This window comes from Kitasatospora sp. NPDC005751 (assembly GCF_040630835.1).
Taxonomy (GTDB): Bacteria; Actinomycetota; Actinomycetes; order Streptomycetales; family Streptomycetaceae; genus Kitasatospora.
In genome coordinates, this window is the sequence record NZ_JBEXYC010000001.1 from 544,542 (window position 1) to 569,927 (window position 25,386).

The window sequence follows — 25,386 nt, forward strand, 5'->3', positions numbered from 1 at the left end:
CGGTCAGATGTGGACGGCCGGGCCGGCCTCGCCCTTGCCCCGGCGGGCGAGCAGCCCGAGCAGGGCGGCGGCGAAGGCCACCACGGACGCCACCGCGAAGGCGAGCGACATCCCGCTGAGGAAGGACTGGTGGACGGCGCCGGCCATCGCGTCGACCACCTCGGCCGGGGTCCCCTCCGGGGCGGGCGGGGCGAAGCCGAGCTGGGCCGCCTGCTTGAGGCCCTCGGCCTCGGCGCCCTGGACCGGCGGCAGGCCGGCCTCGGCCCACTTGCCGGGCAGCACGTCGCCGACCTTGGCGGCCATCAGGGCGCCCAGCGCCGCGGTGCCGAGGCTGCCGCCGACCTGCATCGCGGCCTGCTGGAGGCCGCCGGCCACGCCGGAGAGCTCCATCGGCGCGTTGCCGACGATCACCTCGGTGGCGCCGACCATGACCGGGCTCATGCCCAGGCCCATCAGAACGAACCACAGCGACATCACCCCGGCGCCGGAGCCCTCGTCCAGGGTGGACATCCCGAACATCGCCACGGTGGTGATCAGCATGCCGGCCACGATCGGGACCCGCGGGCCGAGCCGGCCGATGGCCAGCCCCGCCACCGGCGAGCCGATGATCATCATGCCGGTCATCGGCAGCAGGTGGACGCCGGCCTCGACCGGCGCCATCCCGTGGACGTTCTGCAGGTAGAAGGTCACGAAGAAGATCGCGCCGAAGAACGAGAAGGCCATCAGCACCATCAGCAGCGTGGCGGCCGACAGCGGGACGGAGCGGAACAGGCTGAGCGGGATCAGCGGCTCGCGGGCGACCCGCTGCCAGAGCGCGAAGGCCGTCATCAGGACCAGCGCGCCGCCCAGGAAGAGCAGGGTGCTGGTGTCGCCCCAGCCCCACTCGGGCGCCTTGATGATGCCGAAGACCAGCGCGAACATCGCCAGCGAGAGCAGCACGATGCCGGGGACGTCGAAGGATTTGGCCGCCTTCTCGGCCCGGACGTCCCGCAGGATCCAGATGCCGAGGGCCAGCGTGAGCAGGCCGACCGGGATGTTGATGAAGAACACCGACTGCCAGCTGACGTGCTCGACCAGCAGACCGCCGACGATCGGACCGGCCGCCGAGGACGCGCCGATCACCCCGCCCCAGATGCCGATCGCCATGTTGAGCTTCTCGACCGGGAAGGCCCCGCGCAGCAGGCCGAGCGCGGCCGGCTGGAGCAGCGCGCCGAACAGGCCCTGCAGGACGCGGCAGGCGATCACCGTCTCGATGTTGCCCGCGAAGGCGATCGCGGCCGAGGTGGCGGCGAAGCCGGCCGCGCCGACCAGGAAGGTCCGCTTGTGGCCGAAGCGGTCGCCGATCTTGCCGGCGGTGATCAGGAAGACCGCGAGGGCGAGCAGGTAACCGCTGGTCACCCACTGGATCTCGGACGGCGCGGCCTTGAGGTCGGCCTGGATGACGGGGTTCGCGATCGCGACGATCGTGCCGTCCAGCGCGACCATCATCACGCCGACGGCGACGGTCAGCAGGGTCAGCCAGGGATGCCCCTTCAGGCCGCCCCCGGAGGACGAGTCGGGCTGCGGCGGGTCGTCCGCCTTGGTGCTCTTGACGACGGACTGGCTCATCTGGGGCCCTCCGGGGGCATGGCAGCGAACAGACGTGGTCGTGGCGCCCCGGGCCCACCCGTCCCCACGAGTTACCCGGCCTGGGGGCGCCACGCTCCGGAGATTATGTCAGCAACTGACATTTGGCAAACTCTGCCTTGTTGCGGGGACTGACATTTGTCAGACCGCTACAGTTGTGCACCAGTACCCCCCTCCGCCTCGCCGTCCGGAAGGCCCCGCCATGGCCGCTCAGCGCTCGCCCCTCGCCACCGCCCCGGCCCTCCGGCCGGCCGAGGGCGCCGGTCCCGGCCTGCGCGAGCGCAAGAAGCAGCGCACCCGGGACGCCCTGATCGAGGCCGCCCACCGGCTCTTCCTCAGCCAGGGGTTCGCCGGCACGACGGTGGACGAGATCGCCGCCGCCGTCGACGTCTCGCAGCGCACCTTCTTCCGCTACTTCGCCAACAAGGACGAGGTCGCCCTCGCCGTCATGGCCGACGCCGAGGACTACTTCATCGACCGGCTACGGGCCCGCCCCGCCGACGAGAACCCGCTGCAGGCTCTGCGGGCCGCGATCGTCGAGTCCTGGCACGACCTCGGCTCCCGGCACCGGACCGGCCCGGGCTCGGTGACCAGCGCGCTGGAACTGATGCAGATGATCGAGGACACCCCCACACTGCTCGCCGCCCACCTGCGCCGGGTCACCGAGCAGGAGCGGGTGGTGGTCCAGGTGCTGGCCGCCCGCGAGGGCCTCGACCCGGCCGAGGACCTGCGCCCCACCGTGATGGCCGCGGTCTTCGGCAGCGTGCTGCGCGCGGCCCACCTGTCCTGGAGCGCCGACCACGAGGCGTCCGGCCTGGAGGGCATGATCGCGCTGATCACCCGTCACTTCGACCAGCTCGGCCCCGCCCTGGCCGGCGACTGGCGGCACTAGCACCCCGTCCGGGAGCGGCCCCGGCGGCCACCGGGTCATACCGGAGTACTACGGCGGAGTCCGGTCCCCGGTCCGACGCCCGTCGGCACGGGCCGCCCTAGGCTGACGGGATGATCGATCCGCCCACCGGGCCGGCCCGGGGCGGCCTGCTCCCCGGTCTGCTCGCCCCGCTCGCCCGCCCGTCCACCGACCACACCCCGCTGCTGGCCCACGCCGCCGCCCGCTGGGTCCGCTGGCTGCCGTACGTCCTCGCGCTGGCCGCGATCAGCTCCCTGCTGCCCAGCGCGACCAACGTCCTGGCCACCGACTACGGCCTCAACGTCGGCCTCGCGGCGGCCCTCTCGATCGCCCAGACCGTGCCGCTGCTGCTCGCCGTGAGCCGCCCGCTGCCCGCCTGGTGGATGATCGGCGCCGCCGACCTGCTGACCTCCCTGCTGATCCTCACCACCGGCCGGGACACCTCCTCCTCCTGGCCGTGGCCGGCCCCCGGCGTGGTCGGCTACCTGCTGCTGATGCTGCCGCTCGCGCTGCGCGAACGGCGCCGCACCCTGCTCTCCGTCTGGCTGGCCACCACCGCCACGAGCCTCGCGCTGTCGCTGCTCGGCATCGGCGCGGACGTCGGCAGCGACAACAGCCTGCTCGCGGTGGCCCTGACCGGGGCCGTCCTGGTCCTGGGCGGCGCCCTGCGGGAACGGGCCGAGGCCCAGCGGCTGCTCGCCGAGCAGGAGCACATCAGCGAGGCCGAGCGCGAGCGCCGCACCCTGCTGGAGGAGCGCGCCCGGATCGCCCGCGAGCTGCACGACGTGGTCGCCCACCACATGTCGGTGATCGCCGTCCAGGCCGCCAGCGCCCCGTACCGGATCGCCGACGTGCCGCCCGAGGCGGCCGAGGAGTTCGGCGCCATCGCCGGCACCGCCCGCGACTCGCTGTCCGAGATGCGGCGGCTGCTCGGGGTGCTGCGCAGCGAGGAGTCCGGCACCGAGAAGGCGCCCCAGCCCGGGATCGCGCACCTGGCCCAGCTGGTCGAGACGGTCGGCCGGGCCGGGGTGCCGGCCGAGCTGGCGGTGCTCCCGGAGCTGGTCGACGCCCTGCCGCAGGCCGTCGACCTCTCCGTCTACCGGATCGTCCAGGAGGCGCTGGCCAACGTCGTCCGGCACGCGCCCGGCGCCGAGGCCTGGGTGTCGCTGGCCGTCGACGGCCCGGCCCTGCTGGTCACCGTGGTGAACGGGGCCCCGCCCGCGCGCGCCGCGTCGCTGGAGGCCGCCGCCGAGGGCACCGGTCACGGGCTGGTCGGCATGCGGGAACGCGTGCGGCTGCTGGATGGGAAGCTGGACACCGGCCCGCTGCCCGACGGTGGCTACAAGGTGGCCGCCGTCCTGCCGATCGACACCCCCCGGGAGCCCACCGCATGACCATCCGCGTGATCATCGTCGACGACCAGGCGATGGTGCGGGCGGGCTTCGCCGCCCTGCTCGGCGTCCAGAGCGACATCGACGTGGTGGGCGACGCGGCGGACGGCGCGCAGGCCCTGGAGGTCTGCGGCCGCACCCACCCCGACGTCGTGCTGATGGACGTCCGGATGCCCGTGATGGACGGCCTGGAGGCGGCCCGCCGACTGCTCGACCCGGCCGTCCCCGGGGCCCACCGGCCGAAGGTGCTGATGCTGACCACCTTCGACGTGGACGACTACGTGTACGAGGCGCTGCGAGCCGGGGCCAGCGGCTTCCTGCTCAAGGACGCGCCGCCCGCCGACCTGATCGCCGCCGTGCGGGTGGTGGCGGCCGGCGACGCGCTGCTCGCCCCCTCGGTCACCCGCCGGCTGATCGAGGACTTCGCCCGGACCAGGCCGGCCCGGCGCCGCGACCCCAAGCTGCGGCTGAACGGCCTGACCCCCCGGGAGACCGAGGTGCTGGAGCTGATCGCCCGCGGCCTGTCCAACCAGGAGATCGCCGCCGGCCTGGTGCTCGCCGAACAGACCGTCAAGACCCACATCGGCCGGATCCTCGCCAAGCTCGACCTGCGCGACCGCGCCCAGGCGGTGGTCCTGGCCTACGAGTCCGGCCTGGTGACGCCGGGTCAGTGAACGGCCCGGCCCCGGCCGGTCCCGTTCCCCTCCTGCTACCCGGGTAGTACCCGGGAGTTGGCCCCGCGGAGTGACGTCCGCGGGGCCGCCGCGTTTCTACCTTCCTCTCCGTCGACACCCGACGGACAAGGGAGAACACGCACATGCGGCAGCCTCGCACCGAGCACCGACCCCGGCCCCGGCGCTTCGCCCGCACGGTCGCCGCCGCCGCGGTCGCCCTGGCCGCCGTACTGGGCGCCGGGGGCTGGGCCTGCGACACCCAGCACCCGGTCACCGGCCCACCGCCCGGCACCGCCGGCTGGGTCGCCGACACCACCCTCGGCCTCCGGCTGCCCGACCCGGCCACCGCCTCCCCCGCCGCGGTGGCCGCCTTCTTCACCGAACTGCCGACCGCCCGTCAGGACGCGCTGGCCGTCCGCCACCCGCTGGTGGTCGGCAACCTCGACGGCGCCCCCGTCGGCCTCCGCTACCGGGCCAACGCCCTGGCCCTGGCCGAGGAGCGCGGCCGCGAACTCGCCCGCGCCGCCGACCCGGCGCTCACCCCGCAGGACCGAACCACCGCCCGCGAACGCGCCGAGCGCTACCGCACCCTGCTGGACGGCGACCGGCGGATCCTCGCCTTCGACCCGCGCGGACGCGGCCAGGTCGCCGAAGTCCTCGGCGACCTGGCCACCGCACCCCGGACGGCCCTCGTCGTGCCCGGCTCGGACATCGACCTGCGGAGCTTCGACCGGCCCACCGACCCGTACGGGACGCCGGCCGGGATGGCCCGCGCCCTGTACGAGGCCACCGGCCGGCAGACCGCCGTGATCGCCTGGGCCGGCTACACCACCCCGGTCGGCCTCGGCCCGGACGCCGCCACCGAGACCCTCGCCCGGGCCGGCGCCCGGCGGCTCACCCGGCTGCTGGACGGGCTCGCCGTCACCACCCGGCCGGCCGCGCCCGCCACGGTGTTCTGCCACAGCTACGGCTCGGTGGTCTGCGGCCTGGCCCGCCCCGGGCCGGAGCAGGCCGCCGCCCTGGTGGTGCTCGGCTCCCCCGGCATGGGCGTCGGCTCGGCCGCCGACCTCGACCCCCGGGTACCGCTCTGGGCCACCCGGCGCAACGGCTCCGACTGGATCGGCGACGTGCCCAACGTCTCGCTCCTCGGCCTCGGCCACGGCGCCGATCCGACCGGTCCCGCGTTCGGCGCCCGCCCGCTGCCCGCCACCGGATCCCACGGCCACACCGGCTACTTCACCCCGGGCACCGCCTCGCTCGCCGCCTACGCCGCCCTCACGCTCGGCCGCTGAGCCCCACCACCTCCCGAGGAGCAACGCCATGCCCCACCCGCTGACCGCCCTGCGCCGCGCCGCGCACCAGGTCGACACCCGTACCCCCGAGACCCGCGACCGCGCCCTGGACGGGCTGCGCGCCCTCGCCCTGCTCGCCGTCCCCGTCGGCCACTGGCTGCTCGGCGGCTTCACCCTCTCCGCCGACGGCGCCCTGCACAACGCCAGCCCGCTCGGCTCGCTCGGCTTCCTCGCCCCGGCCAGCTGGGTGCTCCAGATGCTCGGAGTGTTCTTCCTGGTCGGCGGCCACTCCTCGGTCCGCTCGCTGGAGCGGGCCCGCGCCCGCGGGGTCGGCCACGCCGGCTGGCTGCGGGCCCGCTCGGTGCGGCTGCTGCGCCCGGTCCTCGGGGTGGCGGCGGTCTGGGCGCTGCTGATCCCGCTGCTGGGCCGGCTCGGCGTCCCCGGCGACACCGTCCGGACCGGCTCGGTGCTGGTGGTGCAGCCGCTCTGGTACATCGGCGTCTACCTGGGGCTGACCGCGCTGACCCCGCTCTGCGTGGCCGCCGCCCGGCGGCTGCGCGGCTGGTCGGCGGGCGTCCTGGCGGCCGTGGTCGCGGTGGTCGACCTGCTGCGCTACGGCCCGTGGGCGGACGCGGTGCCGTCCTGGGTCGGGCTGCTGAACATCCTGCCGGGCTGGCTCTTCGGCTATCAGCTGGGCGTGCTCTGGGCCCACGGGCGGCTCGGCCGTCCGGCCGCGCGCCTGCTGCTGCTCGGCGGCGGCGCGCTGTTCACCGCGCTGCTGCTGGTCTTCCACTACCCCGCCAGCATGGTCGGCGTGCCCGGCGCCGGCCGGACCAACTCGCACCCGCCGTCGCTGCTGGTCCTGGCGCTGGCGGCGGTGCAGATCGGCGCCGCGGTGCTGCTGCGCGAGCGGCTCGGCCGGCTGCTGCGCCGCCCGCTCCTCTGGCTGCCGGTGGTGGCGGTCAACCTCTCGGCGATGACGATCTTCTGCTGGCACCAGAGCGCGATGCTGGCCGTCGCGGTACCGGGCGCGGCCGTCCTCGGCACCGTGCCCGGCCTGACCGGCGCCCCGGACTCGCTGGCCTGGGCGGCCGCCCGGGTGGCGCTGCTACCGCTGTTCGGCGCCGTCCTGGTCGCGATCGGGTGGTTCACCCGCCGCTTCGACGGCCCCTGGACGGCGTTCTCCCGCCCCTGGAAGACGGTGGCCGGCGCCGCCGCGGCGCTGTTCGCCGCGTACGCGCTGGGCGTGGTGTGAGCCGGTCGGCGCAGCCGGGGAACTGACGGGACGTGAGCCGCACGGGCCCACGCCCCGTCCGTCGGCGACACGCACCCGGCCGGGGGATGGATCCGCATGCGAACCGACACGCACTGTGATGTCCTGTGACGGTCGGCGACGATCGGTCGCCCCCGCCCGCCCACGGCCGGGCCGTCCGCACCCGCCGGCTTCTCCCCCACACCCCCTTCCGAGGAGTCCCATGTCCCTGTCCCGACCACGGCCGAGATCCGGCCGCCGGCTCGCCGCCGTCGCCACCGCCGTCGTCTGCGCGCTGACCACCGGCACCGTCCTGACGGCCGCCACCCCCGCCGTCGCCCTGGTCCTCGCCCACGGCGGCGGCCACGACGAGGCCGCGGTCCCGGCCGACACCGTCCCGCACATCACCGCGCCCCGGGTGCTGGCCGAGATGCGCGACGACGAGGTCGCCGCGCTCGGCCCGGAGCACGCCGAGGAGCACGCCCGGATGCGCGCGGCCGTCCGCGGCGTCGGCGACTACCCGCAGACCACCCGGACCAACCGGCTGAAGGCGCTGACGGACTCCCAGACCGCCGCCAACGCCGGCTTCGACCCGGCGACCTTCGGCGCGTTCAAGGCGTACTTCCCCTCCCCCGACTTCGGCGACCACATCGCCCTGCTACCGACCGGCAAGGTGCTGCTGTTCTCCTTCGAACGGATCGAGACCAACCCGGAGAAGGAGCCGGCCCCCACCCAGACCATCGGCCGGGAGAACGCCGGCCGGGCCTTCCTCTGGGACCCGGCCAAGGGCACCGGCACCGCCGCCTTCAAGCAGGTCACGCCGCCGGTCGTCGACATGCCGGACGGCCTCGGCCAGGAGCGCCCGGCGCCGTTCTTCTGCGCCGGGCACTCCTACCTGCCCAACGGCATGCTGGGCGTCTTCGGCGGCAACCTGGGCGGCAACGGCGGCACCGGCGCCAAGCTCTCGCTGATCTTCGACCCGTGGACCGAGACCTGGACCCGCAACCCCGACATGTCGGTCGGCCGCTGGTACCCCTCGGTGGTCACCGGCGCCGACGGCCGGCAGCTGATCATGTCCGGCCAGTCCGAGCTCGGCTGGGGCACCCCGACCCCGGTCGTCGAGCGCTTCCCCGCCAAGGGCCACCCGGTGCCGCACCTGAAGACCGAGACGCCGAGGAACACCCCGGTGGACCGGTTCAAGGCGGACGCGCCGTTCACCCTGGACTACCCGCACCTGTTCTCGCTCAACGACGGCAACATCTACGGCTTCGGCCGCCAGGCCGGCGAGCAGTGGAAGTTCGACCCGGTCAACGAGACCCGCAGCGACCTGACCGCCCGCCCGGACGGCCGCAAGCGCAACTACGGCTCGGCCGTCATGCTGCCCGGCGGCGTCAACGGCCCGGACTCCGCCCTCGTCCTCGGCGGGGACCGCGACAACCCGAGCACCCTGCGCTTCTCCAACGGCAGTTGGACCGCCGAGAAGTCCCGCGCCTTCGGCCGCACCCAGGACGACACCATCCTGCTGCCCGACGGCAAGCTGATGACCGTCAACGGCGCCTACGACATCCGGGACTACGGCAACGGCCCCTACAACCCGAACGCCGACCTCAAGTACCGCCAGGTCGAACTCCGCGACGACCAGGGCAACTGGAAGCTCGGCCCGGTCCAGCGGCTGCCGCGCGGCTACCACTCCAACGCCGTCGTGCTGCCCGACGGACGGGTCATGGTGACCGGCGACGAGCTGCAGCAGATCGCCAACAACCCGGACATCGACGGCACGGTGAGCGGCATCCCCGGCACGACCGGACCCGTCACCATGAACGGCACCATCGAGATCTACGAGCCCGCCTACCTGCACCAGGCCGACCGCCCCTCGCTCGACCGGGGGCCCACCTCCCCGGTCGGCTACGACAAGAAGTTCCTGGTCACCACCTCGACCCCGGAACGGGCCGCCAAGGCCGTCCTGCTGGCGCCGACCACCGCCACCCACTCGGTCAACACCAGCCAGCGCCAGATCGAACTGCGGCTCAGCAGCCGGGCCGGCAACCGGCTGGAGTTCCAGGCGCCGCCGGACGCCAAGGCCGCGCCCCCCGGCTGGTACATGCTCTTCCTGCTCAACGACAAGGGCGTGCCCAGCGTCGCGCAGTGGGTGCAGCTCGGTTCCCCGGCCTGATCCCGGCCTCCCTCACCCACCCCACGGAGGAACCCCATGGCAACGGATCTGAGACTGCGCCGGAGCGAGGAGATCCAGGGCGACATCGTCGCCGGCTTCAAGAAGGACAACGTCACCCTGCTGTTCCTGAAGTTCGAGGACGCCGCCAGGGCCCGCGACTGGCTGCGCGCGCTCGCCCCGCAGATCGCCACCACCCGGCAGGTCGCCGAGTTCAACGCGGCGTTCAGCGAGGCCCGCAAGAGCTCGGGCGGCGACGACCCCAAGACCCTCAAGGCCACCTGGCTGGGCCTCAGCCTCACCTACGAGGGCATGCGCCAGCTCTCCGCCACCGACCCGTTCGAACAGGCCCCGCCGGTCGGCAGCGGCCTGGAGGCGTTCAAGGAGGGCTCGGCCAAGCGGGCCGGCGCGCTCGGTGACACCGGCGACAACTCCCCGGAGAACTGGCTCTTCGGCAACGGCAGGAACCAGCAGGTGCACGCCGTGCTGACGATCGCCTCGGACACCGAGCAGGACCTCACCGCCACCGTCACCGCCCAGCGCGAGGCGGCCGCCGAGGCGAAGATCGTCACCATCTTCCAGCAGAACGCCAAGACCCTGCTCGGCAGCCGCCGCGGCAAGGAGCACTTCGGCTTCAAGGACGGCATCAGCGAGCCCGGCGTCCGCTTCTTCGACCCGCCGAACCCGGCGAACGAGGAGGAGGTCGAGGGCCACCCGGGCACCCGGATCATTCCGGCCGGCGAGTTCGTCGTCGGCGAGCAGCCCGCCCCCGGCAGCTTCACCGACTTCCCCGCGTGGGCCCGAGACGGCTCCTTCCAGGTCGTCCGCCGGCTCTCCCAGGACGTCCCCGGCTGGTGGTCGCAGGTCTCGGTCAAGCTGAAGGAGCTCAAGCAGGCCAAGGCCGTCCCGGACACCGCCACCGCCGAGTGGCTGGCCGCCCGGCTGGTGGGCCGCTGGCGCTCCGGGGCGCCGGTCTGCAAGCACCAGGACCGCGACGTCCCGAACGACCCGAAGGCGTCCTCGGACAACGACTTCGACTTCCGGGACGACCTGGAGGGCCTGGTCACCCCGCTCTTCTCGCACCTGCGCAAGTCCAGCCCGCGGGCCGGGCTGCAGGCCCCCGACCCGAGCCGGCCGCCGTTCGACGCCAAGGAGCTCGACGGCCGGCGGATCATGCGGCGCGGCGCGCCCTACGGGTTCCCGTTCGACCCGGCCTCCGAGGGCCCCGGCGGGCCCGACGACCCGCGCGGCCTGCTCTTCGTCTGCTACCAGGCCGACATCGCCCGGCAGTTCGAGTTCATCCAGGCCGACTGGATCGACCAGCCGGACTTCCCGCCCGGCCGCAACCCCGTCCCCGGCAAGGACCCGGTGATCACCGAGGCCGACGACGTCGACTTCGAGAGCCGCGGCCCGGACGGCGCGGTCAAGCACACCCCGCTGCACTTCCAGCAGTTCGTGCAGACCCAGGGCTCGGTGTACGCCTTCGCGCCGTCCATCAGCACCCTCAAGGCGCTCGCCGAGGGGCGGCTCACCGGGCAGTCGCAGGGCCGGCAGGGCGGCCAGACCTCCTCGCAGCAGGACAGGGGCTACCCGTGCGACGACTTCGTCGCCGTCCCGGACCAGTGGCGCAAGGGCGGCCGGAGCCAGTTCTGGGCGTTCCACGGCCCGCAGTGCCGCCGGATCGCGGTCGAGGACGGCGCCGCGCACACCGACCACCCGGTCGAGCGCGACGCCGCGCTGACCACCTGGCCCTGCCTGCGGGGGGTCGAGCGGATCGACTGCGTCCTGCCGATGGCCGATCTGCAGAACCCGGCCGGCAAGAGCTGGTACTGGGTGTTCCACACCACCGGCGGCCGCCAGCAGTACCGGTCCGTCTCGATCACCTGCGGCGGCGGGACGTACACCGACGCCCTGGAGCGCCCGGACCGCGGCCTCTCGGCCTGGAACTCGCTCGTCGGCGTCGAGCGGATGGACTGCTTCCTCCCGGTGCCCGACCAGCAGCGGGTCGGCGGCAAGAGCTGGTACTGGGCGTTCCACACCACCGGCGGCCGCCAGCGGTACCGGCTGATCTCGGTGGCGGACGGCGCCGCGCACACCGACCTCTGCGAGCGCACCGACCGTGAACTCTCGCGGTGGAGTTCGCTGGACGGCATCACCGAGGTGGACTGCTTCCTGCCGGTGCCCGATGTCCAGCGGGTCGGCGGCCGCAGCGAGTACTGGGTGTTCCACGGCGAGAACTACCGCAAGATCTCGGTGGCCGACGGCAGCGGCCACCCGGACCGCAAGATCGCCGACGACCGCTCGTGCGACGGCTGGGCCTCCCTGGTCTGAGCCGGTCACCGCGCCCCCGCCCGTGACGCGTGCCGGGGGCGCGGTGTCGGTCCACTGCCCTACGCTGCCGCCATGGTGACGTTCGATGAGTTCCGCGCGATGGCGCTCGCCCTGCCGGAGGCCGTGCAGCAGCCGACCTGGGAGATCGAGACCCTGCGGGTCCGCACGAAGATCTTCGCGATGGGCTCGCCGGACGGCACCGGCGTCAGCGTCAAGGCCTCCCCGGAGGACCAGAGCGAGCTGCTCGCCGCCGCGCCCGAGGTGTTCTCCTACCCCCCGTACGTCGGGCGGCACGGCTGGGTCGGTGTCCGGCTCGACCTGGTCGACCCGGAGGAGCTGCGCGAGCTGCTCACCGAGGCCTGGCGCCGCACCGCTCCCAAGCGCATGGTCAGGGAGTTCGACGCGGCGCAGGACCGGTGACGCCGAAAGGACACCGCCGGTTCATGTGATCCATCCCACAGTTTGAGCGGGCCCGACACCGCGCCACGCCCCCTACGCTTACCCAGGGAAGTTGGCAGTCGTACCACCTCCGGGCCCCGCCCGCAGAACGGTCACGGGCCCCTAGGGAGTTGAGGCGATGCGCCGTCGGCGGTGGAAGCGTGTACTGATCGGTGCCTTCGCCGGATGCGCCGTGCTGGCCGACGCCGGCGCCGCCGCGGCCCAGGCCGCCGCGTCCACCGAGCAGTTGGCGATCTCCACCCCCCCGGCCGGCAGCGCCGCCTGGGTCGAGGACCACTCCTTCGACCGCACCCTGCCCGATCCGGCCCTCACCACGCCGGCCGCCGCCGCCGACTTCTTCGCCTCGCTGGCGCCCACCGAGCTGGACCGGCTGATCCAGGACTACCCGCTGGTCGTCGGCAACTTCGACGGCGCCCCGGTCGAGCTGCGCTTCCGCGCCAACCGGATCGCCCTCACCGCCGAGCGGGACCGCGCCCGGGCCCGCGCCGCCGACCGGACCCTCGACTCCGACCTGCGCGCGCTCGCCGTCTCCCGCGCCAACGACGTCGAGCACCTGCTCGCCCCCGAGCGCCAGGTGCTCGCCTTCGACCCGCGCGGCCGCGGCCTGGTCAGCGAGGTCTGGGGGGACCTCGCCGACGCCGACCGGATCTCCGTCCTCGTGCCCGGCTCCGACGCCGACCTCGGCCACTTCGACCAGGCCGCCGACCCGCTGCGCTCCCCCGCCGGGATGGCCCGCGCGCTGTACGCCGAGGAGCGGCGGCAGTCGCCCGGCACCCGGACCGCGGTGATCGCCTGGACCGGCTACGTCACGCCCTCCGGCCTCGGCCCGGACGCCGTCACCTCCCGGCTCGCCGATGTCGGCGCGCCCCGGCTGGAGCGGCTGCTCGCCGGCCTCAAGGAGACCACCCGGCCCGACGCGCCGCCGTCGCTGCTCTGCCACTCCTACGGCTCGGTGGTCTGCGGCACCGCCGCCCCCGAGATCCCCCGGGCGGCCGCCTCGCCGTCCGACACCTCCGGGATCACCGACCTGATGGTGTTCGGCAGCCCGGGCATGGGCGTGCAGAGCACTTCCGAACTGGGCGCCGGCGTACACGTCTGGGCCACCCGCAACGGCAGCGACTGGATCGGCAACGTGCCGTACCTGGAGGTCGGCGGGCTCGGCCACGGCGCCGACCCGACCTCGGCCGAGTTCGGCGCCGAGCAGATCTCCTCGGCCCGCTCCTCCGGCCACAACGGCTACTTCACCGAGGGCACCGACAGCCTGCACAACTTCGCGGCCATCTCGCTCGGCCACTACGAGGACGTGGTCCGGCCCGCTCCCGAGGCCTGACGGCCGCTCGGCCCCACCCCGGTCACTCCTGGTAGAGCCGGACCGCCTCGACGGCGGCCCGGGCCAGCTCCCGCCGGGCGGCCGGCGGCGCGAGCACCTCGGCGTCCGGCCCGAAGGAGAGCAGCGCGCGGACGGCCGGCAGCGCCGGGAAGCCCATCGCCAGCTCGACCCACTCGTCCGGGGCGCCCGCGCCCGACTCCGGCAGCGGCGCGGTGAGCCGGCTGCCGTGGATCCGGACGAACAGGTCCAGCCGCCCGCGCCGCACCCGGACCTTCACCAGCACCTCCTTCGGCAGCCGCTCCACCTGCTCGCGCAGCACCGCCCACACCTCGCCGAGCCCCAGCCCCGGGCGCCGGCGCACCGGCTCCTCGGTGGCCTCGGCCGCCAGCACCCGGTCGGCCCGGAACAGCCGGGGCTCACCGCGCAGATCGGCCACCAGGTACCAGACGGCGGCCTTGCTCACCAGGCCGTAGGGGTCGACGGTGTACTCGGCCGGGGCCGGCGCGCCGCTGTGCCGGTAGCGCAGCCGCAGCCGGCGGTCGGCGAAGACGGCGTACTGCAGCTCGCCGAGGTCGGGCCCGGCGGGTGCGCCGGCCTGGAGCCAGCGGGCCGGGTCCACCAGGATCCGCTCGCTGATCCGCTCGGCGGCCGGGCGGTGCGGGGCGGGCAGCGCGGCCATCACCTTGCGCAGCGCGGAGCCGAGCGCGCCGTCCAGCCCGAGATCGCTGTGCGCGCCCTGGGCGGAGAGCACGAACAGCGCCCGGGCCTCGTCGGCGGTCAGGCCGCTGACGTCGGTGCGGTACCCGGGCAGCAGGGCGATCCCGCCGTGCCGACCCCGCTCGGTGTACACCGGGACGCCGGCCGACGAGAGCGCCTCGACGTCGCGGTAGATGGTGCGGACCGACACCTCCAGGCGCTCGGCCAGTTCGGTGGCGGACACCAGGCCGCGGGTCTGGAGCAACAGCAGGATCGAGAGCAGGCGGTCGGCCTTCATGGCACGAGGGTTCCAGAAACCCTGACGGCAGTTGTCAGGTTTTACCGGGAGATTGCCTCCCGAGAGCCGAAACCCCTTCCACTCGACGGAGCCGATCACCGATGGACACCACCCAGGACCCCCGCCCGCAGTACCTGCTCGCGCTCGGCCAGCTGGAGAAGCTGATCGCCGAGGTGACCCCGGAGGCGCTGGACCGCCCCACCCCGTGCCCCGAGTACGACCTGCGACAGCTGCTCAGCCACGTGGTCGGCGGCGTGCACCGGCTCGCCTACATCGGCGAGGGCGGCCGGGCGGAGGACGTCGTGGCGGCCACCGGCGAGCTGGCCGACGACGCCTGGCCGGCCGCCCTCGACCGGGCCCGCGCCCGGGCCGTCGCCGCCTGGGCGGACGACGCGAAGCTGGACCGCCCCGCCGTCGCCCCCTGGGGCGAGGTGCCCGGCCGGGCCGCACTGGGCGGCTACGTGATGGAGACGGTCACCCACTCCTGGGACATCGCCCAAGCGCTCGGCAGCCGGCTCGCCCTGGACGAGCGGTTGGCGCTGACCGCGCTGGCGGTCGCCGAGGCCGTGCTGTCGCCCGAGTACCGCGGCGGCCCGGTGCCGTTCGCCGCCGTGCAGCCCGTGCCGGACGGCGCCGACACCTACACCCGGCTGGCCGCCTGGACGGGCCGCGCGGTCTGAACCCCCGCACCGGGCGGGCGGTTCGCGGCCGGCCGGCGGGCAGGGGCGGGTCAGGCGCTCCGCTTCCTCCCCCGGGGGCCGTCCGCCGGGTCCGGGGCGTCCGCGGCGGCGCCGCGGTCGGCGATCATTCCGGCGTACAGGTCGATCTTGTAGTCGATGACGGCGAGGGTGGCGTGCAGGTCGGCGATCCGCTGCCGGACCTCCTCGCGGTGGGCGAGCAGCAGCCCGCGCCGGTCCTCCAGGGTCCGCTCGCCGCGACGGGCCAGCTCCACGTACCGGAGCATGTCGGCGACCGTCATGCCGGTCAGCCGGAGCCGGCCGAGGAACGCCAGCCGGTGCAGGTCGGCGTCGCAGTAGCGGCGCTGGCCGGAGGCGGAGCGGTCGACCGGGTCGAGCAGGCCGATCCGCTCGTACCAGCGCAGGGTGTGGGCGGTCAGTCCGCTGGCCGCCGCCACCTCGCTGATCGTGTGCCGAGGAGTCCGGTTCGGCTCGCCGACCGGTGTGCTGAACACCTCGGAGCAGGTCCGCAGGTCGACGGCGACCGGTGCGAGTGTGGCCATGATCGGTACCCCCAGTGGTGAACGATGACGACGACGCTAGTGAGTTGGAGTGCACTCCAGGCAAGCCTGCCACCCGGGTGACCCGGCACCCGCCGTCGGCCGCCCGTTAGAGTCGGCGCCATGGAGAGCTTGCGGATGATCGAGACCTGGCCGGTGCCCAACGCCGCGGCGGCGGTGGTGCGGGGCGCGGACGGCGCGGTCCTGGGCGGGCACGGCCCGCGGCAGCACCTGTTCCCGCTCGCGTCGGTGACCAAGCTGCTCACCTCGTACGCGGTGCTGGTCGCGGTCGAGGAGGGCGTCTTCGAGCTGGACGACCCGGCCGGGCCGGCCGGCTCGACCGTCCGCCACCTGCTGGCGCACACCTCCGGGCTGGCCTTCGACGAGCACCGGGTGATGGCCGCGCCGGGCAACCGCCGGCTCTACTCCAACGCCGGGTTCGACGTACTGGCGCGGACCCTCCAGGAGGCCTCGGGCATCGAGTTCGGCCGCTACGCCGCCGAGGCCGTGTTCGAACCGCTCGGGATGCACTCCACGCTGATCAACACCGCGCACAAGTCCCCGGCCGGCGCCGGCGGCCTCTCCACGGTGGCGGACCTCTCGCTGTTCGCGGCCGAGCTGCAGTCGCCCAAGCTGCTGGACCCGTCCACCCTGCGCGCGGCCACCCGCGAGGTCGCCTTCCCCGGGACGAGCGGCGTGCTGCCGGGCTTCGGCCACCGCCGGCCGAACGACTGGGGCCTCGGCTTCGAGATCCGGGACGGCAAGGCGCCGCACTGGACGGGCACCGCCAACTCCCCCGCCACCTTCGGCCACTTCGGCCAGTCCGGCACCTTCCTCTGGGTGGACCCGGAAGCTGGCGTGGCCTGCGTCGCGCTCACCGACCGGGACTTCGGGCCGTGGGCCGCCGAGGTCTGGCCGGCGCTCGGCGACGCGGTGCTGGCCGAGCTGCGCGGCTGAGCCCGGCGGGCCCGGTCGGCGGCGCGCCGACCGGGCCGCCCTCAGCCGTACGAGACCGGCGAGTGCATCTCCCAGAGCAGCAGAGCGGCGCCGTCCTGGCCCGCCGTCGGGTCGGCGAAGGCCTCGCCGGTGATCCGCACACTGTCGCCGGGCACCATCGAGCGGCCGCCGCCCTGCGGTCCCGGTACCGTCCTGAAGCCCAGCGAGCCGGCCGTCAGATGGGCGTACCGCCAGGCGGCGGGCGGGAGCGCGGGCAGCGGCTGCCAGGGGTCGGCGGTCACCAGCCAGAGCGCGGCGTCGCCGCGGCGCAGCCGCAGGGCGTCCGTCCCGGCGTCCCGTGCCAGCCCGGAGGCGAGCAGCGTCAACCCGCCGTCCGCCGGTTCCACCCGGCGCAGCCCGTACGCCGGGGGCGCGTCGAAGACGTCCGGCTGGAGCCACATCTGGACGAAGCGGACCGGCCCGTCGGCGCCGCCGACGTTGCGCTCGGTGTGGCTGACGCCGGAGCCCGCGCCGAGGTACTGGAGCATCCCGGGGCGGACCACCCCGCTGTGGCCCCGGGAGTCCCGGTGGGCCAGCGCGCCCTCCAGGACCCAGGTGAGGATCTCGGTGTCCCGGTGCTTGTGCTCCTCGAACCCCGCCCCGGGGGCGAGTAGTTCCTCGTTGCAGGCGAGCAGCGCGCCGAAGTGCGTGTTCTTCGGGTCGTAGTGGCCCGAGAAGGAGAACGCGTGTCTGGTCTCGATGCCCTCGGCCGGGGTGGAGCGGTAGCGCTCGGCGGTGCGGCGCAGGTCGGCGCGGGGGCGGGCGGGGGCGTCGGTCACGGGCTTCACCGTAGCGTGGTCCGCGGCCGGTCCGCGGGCACCGCGGCCCCGGCGGCGGCGCTCCCCGGCGGGCCCGGTGGCCGGGGCGGGGCCGGCGCGCCCGCGGCGCGCGACGCCCGCCGTCGTGCCGCTCCGCCGGGGGCTGTGCACGAGCAGTCACTCCGGTGAGGCAGTCTTGTCCTTGTGCCAGCCGCCTCCGCGAACTCCAAGAACGATCCGACCGCCAAGCCCGACAAGAACGGGAAGAGCCCGACGCCCGGCTCCGGGCGGGACCGGCCCGGCCGGGCGGCGCCACGCCTGACCGCGCAGGAGCGCAGACTCGCGGCCGACCGGGCCGAACGGCGGGTCGCGACGCTGAAGCGGCTGGAGAAGTCCTCGGGCAAGCTGGCCACCGCCGCGATCGCGCGGATGGACGACCAGCTCGGCTGGTACCGGCGGATGCCGCCGGAGCACCGCTCCTGGATCGGCCTGGTCGCCCAGGCCGGCATCGCCGCCTTCACCGAGTGGTACCGCCACCCCGACGCCCCGCAGGCGATCTCCACCGACGTCTTCGGCACCGCGCCGCGCGAGCTGACCCGGGCGATCACGCTGCGCCAGACCGTCGAGCTGATCCGCACCACCATCGAGGTGATGGAGGAGGCCATCGAGGAGGTGGCCTCGCCCGGCGACGAGGCGGACATGCGCGAGTCCGTCCTGGTCTACGCCCGGGAGATCGCCTTCGCGACCGCCCAGGTGTACGCCCAGGCCGCCGAGGCTCGCGGGGCCTGGGACGCCCGGCTGGAGGCGCTGGTCGTCAACTCGCTGCTGTCCGGCGACGCGGACGAGGGCGTGCTGTCGCGGGCCGCCGCGCTCGGCTGGGGCCAGCCGAGCCAGGTCCGGGTGGTCATGGGCAGCGCGCCGGACGGCGACAGCGAGCTGGTGGTCGAGGCGATCCGCCGGGCCGCCCGCTACGCCAAGCTGCACGTCCTGACCGGGGTGCTGGGCAAGCGCCTGGTGGTGGTGGTCGGTGGCGAGAAGGAGCCGGTGCACGCGGCCCGGGCGCTGATCGGCCAGTTCGCGCCGGGGCCGGTGGTGGTCGGTCCGACCGTGCCCGACCTGCTGTCGGCGACCCGCTCGGCGCACGCCGCCGCGGCCGGCCTGCGGGCCTGCGCCGCCTGGCCCGACGCCCCGCGCCCGGCCCTGGCCGACGACCTGCTGCCCGAACGGGCGCTCGCCGGCGACCAGGCGGCGCGCCGTCAGCTGGTGGAGGAGATCTACACACCGCTCGACGAGGCCGGGTCGGCACTGCTGGAGACCTTGAGTGTCTACCTGGAGCAGGCCTCCTCCCTGGAGGGAGCCGCCCGGATGCTCTTCGTCCACCCCAACACGGTGCGCTACCGGCTCCGACGTGTGACAGACGTCACGGGCTACGCTCCCTCCGACGTACGTTCGGCCTTCACGCTGCGTATCGCACTGGCGCTGGGCCGACTCGCCGCAGCCGGGGAGCAGAGTTGACCCCGATGTAGGGAACTGACAATCCCGGATGCTTTTCTTCGTTACCGTCGCCTACCCGCCCCCGGGCGCCTGGCGAGAGAGGGTTGAACCGTGCTCGTAATCGTCGCCCCTGGACAGGGTGCCCAGTCCCCCGGTTTCCTCAGCCCCTGGCTGGAGCTCGACGGCGTCGCCGACCGCCTGCGCGGCTGGTCGGAGGTCGCCGGGCTCGACCTGGTGCACGCCGGCACAGAGGCGTCCGCCGAGGAGATCAAGGACACCGCCGTCGCCCAGCCGCTGCTGGTCGCGGCCGGTCTGGTGACCGCCCGCGCGCTGTTCCCGGACGAGGACCGCGCCCGTGCGCTGGTCGGTGCCGTGGCCGGTCACAGCGTCGGTGAGATCACCGCCGCCGCCGGCGCCGGGGTGCTGTCCGCCCACGACGCGCTGACCTTCGTCCGCGAACGCAGCCTGGCGATGGCCGAGGCCGCCGCCGCCACCGAGACCGGCATGCTCGCCGTGCTCGGCGGCGACCCCGAGGTCGTCGCCGCCAAGCTGGCGGAGCACGGCCTGACCCCGGCCAACAACAACGGCGGGGGCCAGATCGTCGCGGCCGGCACGCTGGCCCAGCTGGAGGCCCTGAAGGCCGACCCGCCGCCGGTCTCCCGGCTGATCGGGCTCAAGGTCGCCGGCGCGTTCCACACCGAGCACATGGCGCCCGGTGTCGAGCGGCTGGCGAAGCTCGCCCCGACCCTGACGGTCGCGAACCCGGAGGTCACCTACGTGTCCAACCGGGACGGCGAGGTCGTGACGGACGGCACCGAGGTGCTGGACCGGCTGGTCTCGCAGGTCTCCAACCCGGTCCGCTGGGACCTCTGCATGGAGACCCTGCAGCGGCTGGGCGCGACCGCGGTCATCGAGCTCGCGCCTGCGGGTACCCTCACCGGACTGGTCAAGCGCAACCTCAAGGGTGTGGCGACGCTTGCCCTCAAGACCCCCGCCGATCTGGACAAGGCCCGTGACCTCGTCGCGGAGCACGGCGGTCAGGATCAGGAGAACAAGGCATGAGCCAGCCCCAGATCAAGCCCGTCACCGGTGCCCGCTACTCGCGCATCCACGGCGTCGGCGGCTACCGCCCGGTCCGGGTGATCCCCAACTCCGAGGTCCTGAACTGGATCGACTCCTCGGACGAGTGGATCCGCACCCGCAGCGGGATCGCCGAGCGGCGCTGGGCCGGCCCGGAGGAGACCGTCGCCGAGATGTCGGTGCAGGCCGCCGGCAAGGCCATCGCGCAGGCCGGGATCAGCCCCGAGCAGATCGGCGGCGTGATCGTCGCCACCGTCTCGCACCTCAAGCAGACCCCCGCGATCGCCACCGAGATCGCCGAGCGGCTGGGCTGCGGCACCGCCCCGGCCTTCGACATCTCGGCCGCCTGCGCCGGCTTCGGCTACGGCCTGGGCCTGGCCGACGGCATGATCCGCGGCGGCAGCGCCGGGTACGTGCTGGTGATCGGCGTGGAGCGGCTCAGCGACCTGACCGACCAGTCGGACCGCTCGACCGCCTTCATCTTCGGTGACGGCGCCGGAGCCGCGATCGTCGGCCCGTCCGACACGCCCGGAATCGGCAAGGTCATCTGGGGCTCGGACGGCTCCCAGAAGGACGTCATCTCGCAGACCCAGGCCTGGGACACCGCCTTCGCCAAGGAGGACGCCGTCAACGGCGCCGGCGAGGAGATCAAGTGGCCGGCCCTGCGCATGGAGGGCCAGTCGGTCTTCCGCTGGGCGGTCTGGGAGATGGCCAAGGTGGCCCAGCAGGCGCTCGACGCCGCCGGGATCACGGCCGACCAGCTGGGCGCGTTCATCCCCCACCAGGCCAACATGCGCATCACCGATGCCATGATCAAGGCGCTGAAGCTGCCCGAATCGGTGCCCGTCGCACGCGACATCACCGAGACCGGCAACACCTCCGCGGCCTCCATCCCGCTGGCGATGGAACGCATGCTGGAAAGCGGTGAGGCCCGCAGCGGGGACCTCGCGCTGATCATCGGGTTCGGGGCGGGTCTGGTCTACGCGGCAGCAGTCGTTACGCTCCCCTAGGCAACTTTCGCCCCAACCCATCCACAAGCCTGCGTCCGTCCGCCGGGCGGCGCATTCAACACCGAAGAGGAGCAGCCAGTATGGCTACCAAGGACGAGGTCCTGGAAGGTCTCGCTGAGATCGTCAACGAGATCGCCGGCATCCCGACCGAGGACGTCGAGGTCGACAAGTCCTTCACCGATGACCTGGACGTCGACTCGCTCTCCATGGTCGAGGTCGTCGTGGCCGCCGAGGAGCGCTTCGACGTGAAGATCCCGGACGACGAGGTCAAGAACCTGAAGACCGTCGGCGACGCGGTGGACTACATCCTCGCCAACGCCTGAGCGTTCGACTCGTTCGACGCCTGACGTCGGCCGCCTCCAGCAGGCGGCCGACACGCCGGCCGGGACGCCCCACCGGGCGCCCGGCCGGGCCATCCACGGCTCGCCGCCGCCCCCGCACAAACGTGAGAGAAGAAGATCCAGTGACCGCTGAAAACCGTACCGTGGTCGTCACGGGTATCGGCGCCTTCACGCCGCTGGGCGGCGACGCCGCCACCACCTGGGAGAACCTGGTCGCCGGGCGCTCCGGAGTGGCTGCCCTGACCGAGGAGTGGGCCACCGAGCTGCCCGTCCGGATCGCCGCGCGCACCGCGGTCGAGCCGGGCGAGATCCTCCCCCGTCCGCTGGCCCGCCGGCTGGACCGCTCGGCGCAGTTCGCGCTGATCGCGGCCCGCGAGGCGTGGGCCGACGCCGGCTACGAGACGCCGGCCACCGACGAGTCCTCCAAGCTCGCGCCGGAGCGCCTGGGCGCCGTGATCGCCTCGGGCATCGGCGGTGTCACCACCCTGCTCGACCAGTACGACGTGCTGAAGGACAAGGGCGCCCGCAAGGTCTCCCCGCACACCGTGCCGATGCTGATGCCGAACTCCCCGGCGGCCAACGTCGGCCTGGAGGTCGGCGCCCGGGCCGGTGTGCACACCCCCGTCTCCGCCTGCGCCTCCGGCGCCGAGGCGATCGGCTACGCGATCGAGATGATCCGCAGCGGCCGCGCCGACGTCGTGGTGGCCGGTGGTACCGAGGCCGCGATCCACCCGCTGCCGATCGCCGCGTTCGCCAACATGATGGCGATGTCCAAGAACAACGACGACCCCGAGGGCGCCTCCCGCCCGTACGACAAGGGCCGCGACGGCTTCGTGCTCGGCGAGGGCGCGGGCGTGGTCGTGCTGGAGTCGGTCGAGCACGCCGAGGCCCGCGGCGCCCGGATCTACTGCGAGGCGGTGGGTCAGGGCCTCTCCTCGGACGCCCATCACATCGCCCAGCCCGAGCCCACCGGTGCCGGTGTGGCCCGTGCGCTGGCCGACCTGTTCGAGCGCAACCCGCTCGACAAGGCCGAGATCGTGCACGTCAACGCGCACGCCACCTCGACCCCGCAGGGCGACACGGCCGAGCTGAAGGCGCTGCGCAAGGAGCTCGGCGAGCACCTCGACCACATCGCCGTCTCGGCGACCAAGTCGATGACCGGCCACCTGCTGGGCGGCGCCGGCGGCATCGAGACCGTCGCCACCGTACTGGCCCTGTACAACCGGATCGCCCCGCCGACCATCAACGTCGACGAGCTGGACGACGACGTGGACGCGGACATCGTCCGGGACGAGCCGCGCAAGCTGCCCGAGGGCCGGATCGCCGCGCTGAACAACTCGTTCGGCTTCGGCGGCCACAACGTGGTGCTGGCCTTCCGCACCGTCTGAGGCCCGCTCCGACGCCCATGACGAAGGGGCCGGCGCTCGTGACGAGCGCCGGCCCCTTCGTCGTGGTCCGGGCCGGACGGCTCCGACCCGGACCACCTGGCTCGGACCACCTGGCTCGGAGCCCTGCCTCAGACCACCTGGTGCAGCCAGCGCACCGGAGCGCCCTCGCCGGCGTAGCGGAAGGGCTCCAGTTCGTCGTCCCAGGGCTTGCCGAGCAGCCGGGCGATCTCCGCCTCCAGGTCGGCCCCCTCGCTGCGGGCCCGCAGCAGGACGGCGCGGAGCCGGTCCTCGGGGATCAGGATGTCGCCGTGGATGCCCGTGACGGCGTGGAAGATGCCGAGCGCGGGTGTGCTGCTGTACCGCTCGCCCTCCGCCGTGGCGCAGGGCTCGCTGGTGACTTCGTACCGCATCAACTGCCAGCCGCGCAGCGCGGAGGCGAGCTTCGAGGCCGTACCGGTCTCTCCCTGCCAGGAGAGCTCGGCCCGCCAGTGCCCGGGCGCGGCCGGCTGGCGGATCCAGTCCAGACTCACCCGCACACCGAGCACCCCCGCGACGGCCCACTCGACGTGCGGGCACAGCGCGCGGGGCGCGGAGTGGACGTACAGGACTCCACGTGTCGTCACCGGGACCTCCAGGCTGTGGACGAGGGTCGCCTTCCCCAGCTGCCTCGCGTTCGCGCCTGTAGTTGATCCACAGTTACCCACGTTAGCCGACATTAAGCCACTAAATTGAGCAAAACGGACAGGCTTTCGCTCAATGCTAATCGAATCCCCAAGGAGGTCCACCCCTCGGTGGGATCTCTCCCCCGAACGGCCCCATCGTCAGGCGGGACCACCGTACCGCGCCGTCCCGCACCATGACTGACGCACTTTCGGATCGGGCCGGAATGCGGTAGTGCGGCCCGCCTCCCTGCGCCCGGTACGCAAACCGCCCCGCGCCCGGGGAGGGCGGCGGGGCGGTCGACGGGCCGATCCGGCGTCAGCCGTTCAGGCGGACCACCATCTTGCCGGTGTTGGCGCCGCGCAGCAGGTCCAGGAAGGCCTCGGCGGTGTTCTCGAAGCCGTCCACCACGGTCTGCTCCTCGCGCAGCTTCCCCTCCCGCAGCCAGCCGCCGACCTCGGCGACGAACTGCGGCTGGAGGGCCGCGTGGTCGCGCACCAGCATGCCCTCCAGGCGCAGCCGCTTGCCGATCGCCTGCGCCAGGTTGCGCGGGCCCGCCGGGGCGGTGGTGTCGTTGTACTGGGCGATCGCGCCGCAGAGCACCGCGCGGCCGTGCACGCCGAGCGCGCCGATCGCGGCCTCCAAGTGGTCGCCGCCGACGTTGTCGAAGTAGAGGTCGATGCCCTCCGGGGCGGCCTTGGCGAGCTGCTCGTGGACCGGGCCGTCCTTGTAGTTGAACGCGGCGTCGAAGCCGAAGTCCTCGACCAGCCGGGCGACCTTCTCCGCCGAGCCGGCCGAGCCGACCACCAGCGAGGCGCCCTTGAGCCGGGCGATCTGGCCGACGATCGAGCCCACCGCGCCGGCCGCGCCGGAGACGAAGACCCGGTCGCCCTCCTTGAGGCCGCCGACCGCGAGCAGGCCCGCGTAGGCGGTCAGACCGGTCATGCCGAGGACGCCGAGGTAGGCGGAGAGCGGTGCGGCGGCCGGGTCGACCTTCACCGCCTGCTCGGCGGGCAGGGTGGCGTACTCGCGCCAGCCCAGGCCGTGCAGCACGGCGTCGCCCGGGGCGAAGCCCTCGGCCGCGGAGGCGACCACGTAGCCGACCGCGCCGCCGTCCATCGGCGCGCCGAGCCGGAACGGCGGGGCGTAGGACTTCACGTCGTTCATCCGGCCGCGCATGTAGGGGTCGACCGAGAGGTAGGCGTTGCGCACCAGGATCTCGCCGGGGCCCGGGGTCCGGACCGGTGCCTCGACCAGGGCGAAGTCCGTCGGGACCGGCCAGCCCTGCGGGCGGGCGGCGAGGTGCCATTCGCGGGCGGTGGCGGGCGCTTCCTGCGTTGCCATCGGTGGTGCTCCTTGAGGTGTCTGGGTGGTCCCCCGGTGATGCCGCGCGACCTGAAAGGTTGAGCGACTGAAGTAACGATGGACATGAAAGGTTCAGGTTGTCAACTGTTCAGGTAGACTGTCACCCATGGACACCCAGCCGACCGGGGCCGCCACGCCGCAGCCCGACGAGATCACCCGTGAGGTCGTCGACCTGATGGCCAATCTGGTCGCGCTCTTCCACCGCGAGTACGAGGAGGCCGCCGCCGCCCGCTCGCTCACCGGCGCCCAGGCCAAGGTCCTCGCCCTGCTGCGGCGCGGACCGATGCCGATGCGCCACATCGCCCAGACGCTCAGCTGCGAGCCCTCCAACATCACCGGCATCGTCGACCGCCTGGAGTCGCGCGGCTTCGTGACCAGGGAGGCCGACCGGCAGGACCGCCGGGTCAAGCTCGTCGCCGCCACCGAGACCGGCTCCGCCGCGTCCGAGGAGCTGCGCGAGTCGCTGAACTTCGCCCGCGAACCGCTGGCCGCGCTCGGCCCGGACGAGCGGACGGCGCTGCGCGACCTGCTCCGCCGGATGCTGGCGGGAGCCTCCGGCCCCGGCGCGTGAGAAGCGGCCGGGTGAGAAGCATCACAGGCCCCGGGGCCGATCCGGCCGAATTGGCCG

The 25,386-nt window shown here is 73.9% G+C and carries 23 protein-coding genes; 17 read left to right on the forward strand and 6 right to left on the reverse strand.

Features of this window, described 5'->3' with window-relative positions; all coding sequences use genetic code 11:
* Positions 1-3: 3 nt before the first annotated feature.
* Entirely contained in the window at positions 4-1,608 is a 1,605-nt protein-coding gene (locus ABZ497_RS02460) for an MFS transporter (protein ID WP_329487479.1), read from the reverse strand.
* A gap of 220 nt (positions 1,609-1,828) precedes the next feature.
* On the opposite strand from ABZ497_RS02460, the gene ABZ497_RS02465 reads away from it, so the two are divergent.
* The 9 genes from ABZ497_RS02465 (at position 1,829) to ABZ497_RS02505 (ending at position 13,435) form a co-directional block, all read left to right on the forward strand.
* On the forward strand, positions 1,829-2,518 hold the full coding sequence (locus tag ABZ497_RS02465) for a TetR family transcriptional regulator (protein ID WP_359802909.1): 690 nt from the start codon (positions 1,829-1,831) through the stop codon (positions 2,516-2,518).
* Positions 2,519-2,628: 110 nt separating this feature from the next.
* Positions 2,629-3,930, forward strand: a complete 1,302-nt coding sequence (locus ABZ497_RS02470) for a sensor histidine kinase (protein ID WP_359802910.1) — start codon at positions 2,629-2,631, stop codon at positions 3,928-3,930.
* Complete coding sequence (locus ABZ497_RS02475; RefSeq protein WP_352289714.1) at positions 3,927-4,601, forward strand: response regulator transcription factor; 675 nt, start codon at positions 3,927-3,929, stop codon at positions 4,599-4,601. The genes ABZ497_RS02470 and ABZ497_RS02475 overlap by 4 nt, the downstream gene beginning before the upstream one ends.
* Before the next feature lie 143 nt (positions 4,602-4,744).
* Positions 4,745-5,893: an alpha/beta hydrolase gene (locus ABZ497_RS02480; RefSeq protein WP_359802911.1), complete on the forward strand. Its 1,149-nt coding sequence runs from the start codon at positions 4,745-4,747 to the stop codon at positions 5,891-5,893.
* 28 nt (positions 5,894-5,921) lie between these two features.
* Positions 5,922-7,148 (forward strand): acyltransferase, encoded by a 1,227-nt coding sequence (locus ABZ497_RS02485; RefSeq protein WP_359802913.1) that lies wholly within the window; start codon positions 5,922-5,924, stop codon positions 7,146-7,148.
* 220 nt (positions 7,149-7,368) lie between these two features.
* Complete coding sequence (locus ABZ497_RS02490) at positions 7,369-9,318, forward strand: galactose oxidase early set domain-containing protein (RefSeq protein WP_359802915.1); 1,950 nt, start codon at positions 7,369-7,371, stop codon at positions 9,316-9,318.
* Between the two features lie 36 nt (positions 9,319-9,354).
* Positions 9,355-11,646, forward strand: coding sequence for a Dyp-type peroxidase (locus tag ABZ497_RS02495; protein WP_359802917.1), 2,292 nt, complete (start codon positions 9,355-9,357; stop codon positions 11,644-11,646).
* 72 nt (positions 11,647-11,718) lie between these two features.
* Complete coding sequence (locus ABZ497_RS02500) at positions 11,719-12,066, forward strand: MmcQ/YjbR family DNA-binding protein (RefSeq protein ID WP_329487489.1); 348 nt, start codon at positions 11,719-11,721, stop codon at positions 12,064-12,066.
* A 157-nt stretch (positions 12,067-12,223) separates the two neighbouring features.
* The gene (locus tag ABZ497_RS02505; RefSeq protein ID WP_359802919.1) at positions 12,224-13,435 is read left to right on the forward strand and encodes an alpha/beta hydrolase; all 1,212 of its coding nucleotides are present in this window, start codon (positions 12,224-12,226) and stop codon (positions 13,433-13,435) included.
* 22 nt (positions 13,436-13,457) lie between these two features.
* On the opposite strand, the gene ABZ497_RS02510 is transcribed toward ABZ497_RS02505, so the two are convergent.
* On the reverse strand, positions 13,458-14,429 hold the full coding sequence (locus ABZ497_RS02510; RefSeq protein WP_359802920.1) for a YafY family protein: 972 nt from the start codon (positions 14,427-14,429) through the stop codon (positions 13,458-13,460).
* 101 nt (positions 14,430-14,530) lie between these two features.
* Between ABZ497_RS02510 and ABZ497_RS02515 the strand changes: the two genes are divergently transcribed.
* Positions 14,531-15,109, forward strand: coding sequence for a TIGR03086 family metal-binding protein (locus ABZ497_RS02515; protein ID WP_352289733.1), 579 nt, complete (start codon positions 14,531-14,533; stop codon positions 15,107-15,109).
* 50 nt (positions 15,110-15,159) lie between these two features.
* On the opposite strand, the gene ABZ497_RS02520 is transcribed toward ABZ497_RS02515, so the two are convergent.
* Positions 15,160-15,669: a MerR family transcriptional regulator gene (locus ABZ497_RS02520; protein WP_359802922.1), complete on the reverse strand. Its 510-nt coding sequence runs from the start codon at positions 15,667-15,669 to the stop codon at positions 15,160-15,162.
* Between the two features lie 120 nt (positions 15,670-15,789).
* Here ABZ497_RS02520 and ABZ497_RS02525 point away from each other — a divergent pair, with 120 nt between their 5' ends.
* The gene (locus tag ABZ497_RS02525; protein ID WP_329487495.1) at positions 15,790-16,623 is read left to right on the forward strand and encodes a serine hydrolase domain-containing protein; all 834 of its coding nucleotides are present in this window, start codon (positions 15,790-15,792) and stop codon (positions 16,621-16,623) included.
* Between the two features lie 41 nt (positions 16,624-16,664).
* On the opposite strand, the gene ABZ497_RS02530 is transcribed toward ABZ497_RS02525, so the two are convergent.
* On the reverse strand, positions 16,665-17,441 hold the full coding sequence (locus tag ABZ497_RS02530) for a pirin family protein (protein WP_359802923.1): 777 nt from the start codon (positions 17,439-17,441) through the stop codon (positions 16,665-16,667).
* 297 nt (positions 17,442-17,738) lie between these two features.
* On the opposite strand from ABZ497_RS02530, the gene ABZ497_RS02535 reads away from it, so the two are divergent.
* The 5 genes from ABZ497_RS02535 (at position 17,739) to fabF (ending at position 22,733) form a co-directional block, all read left to right on the forward strand.
* Complete coding sequence (locus ABZ497_RS02535; RefSeq protein ID WP_329492090.1) at positions 17,739-18,935, forward strand: helix-turn-helix domain-containing protein; 1,197 nt, start codon at positions 17,739-17,741, stop codon at positions 18,933-18,935.
* Between the two features lie 90 nt (positions 18,936-19,025).
* The gene (locus tag ABZ497_RS02540; protein WP_329487498.1) at positions 19,026-19,976 is read left to right on the forward strand and encodes an ACP S-malonyltransferase; all 951 of its coding nucleotides are present in this window, start codon (positions 19,026-19,028) and stop codon (positions 19,974-19,976) included.
* Positions 19,973-21,004: a beta-ketoacyl-ACP synthase III gene (locus ABZ497_RS02545; protein WP_359802924.1), complete on the forward strand. Its 1,032-nt coding sequence runs from the start codon at positions 19,973-19,975 to the stop codon at positions 21,002-21,004. Before ABZ497_RS02540 ends, ABZ497_RS02545 begins: the two co-directional genes overlap by 4 nt.
* Before the next feature lie 80 nt (positions 21,005-21,084).
* Entirely contained in the window at positions 21,085-21,327 is a 243-nt protein-coding gene (locus ABZ497_RS02550; protein ID WP_329487501.1) for an acyl carrier protein, read from the forward strand.
* Between the two features lie 140 nt (positions 21,328-21,467).
* Positions 21,468-22,733, forward strand: coding sequence for a beta-ketoacyl-ACP synthase II (fabF, locus tag ABZ497_RS02555; protein ID WP_359802926.1), 1,266 nt, complete (start codon positions 21,468-21,470; stop codon positions 22,731-22,733).
* A 128-nt stretch (positions 22,734-22,861) separates the two neighbouring features.
* Here fabF and ABZ497_RS02560 read toward each other — a convergent pair whose 3' ends face one another.
* Together ABZ497_RS02560 and ABZ497_RS02565 are read right to left on the reverse strand one after the other, a co-directional pair.
* Positions 22,862-23,356 carry a DUF3145 domain-containing protein gene (locus ABZ497_RS02560; RefSeq protein ID WP_329487504.1) on the reverse strand — a complete coding sequence of 165 codons (495 nt, stop codon included), beginning with the start codon at positions 23,354-23,356 and terminating at the stop codon, positions 22,862-22,864.
* Positions 23,357-23,711: 355 nt separating this feature from the next.
* The gene (locus ABZ497_RS02565; protein ID WP_359802928.1) at positions 23,712-24,737 is read right to left on the reverse strand and encodes an NADP-dependent oxidoreductase; all 1,026 of its coding nucleotides are present in this window, start codon (positions 24,735-24,737) and stop codon (positions 23,712-23,714) included.
* Positions 24,738-24,864: 127 nt separating this feature from the next.
* Between ABZ497_RS02565 and ABZ497_RS02570 the strand changes: the two genes are divergently transcribed.
* Positions 24,865-25,329, forward strand: a complete 465-nt coding sequence (locus ABZ497_RS02570) for a MarR family transcriptional regulator (RefSeq protein ID WP_329487507.1) — start codon at positions 24,865-24,867, stop codon at positions 25,327-25,329.
* The last annotated feature ends 57 nt before the right edge of the window (positions 25,330-25,386 follow it).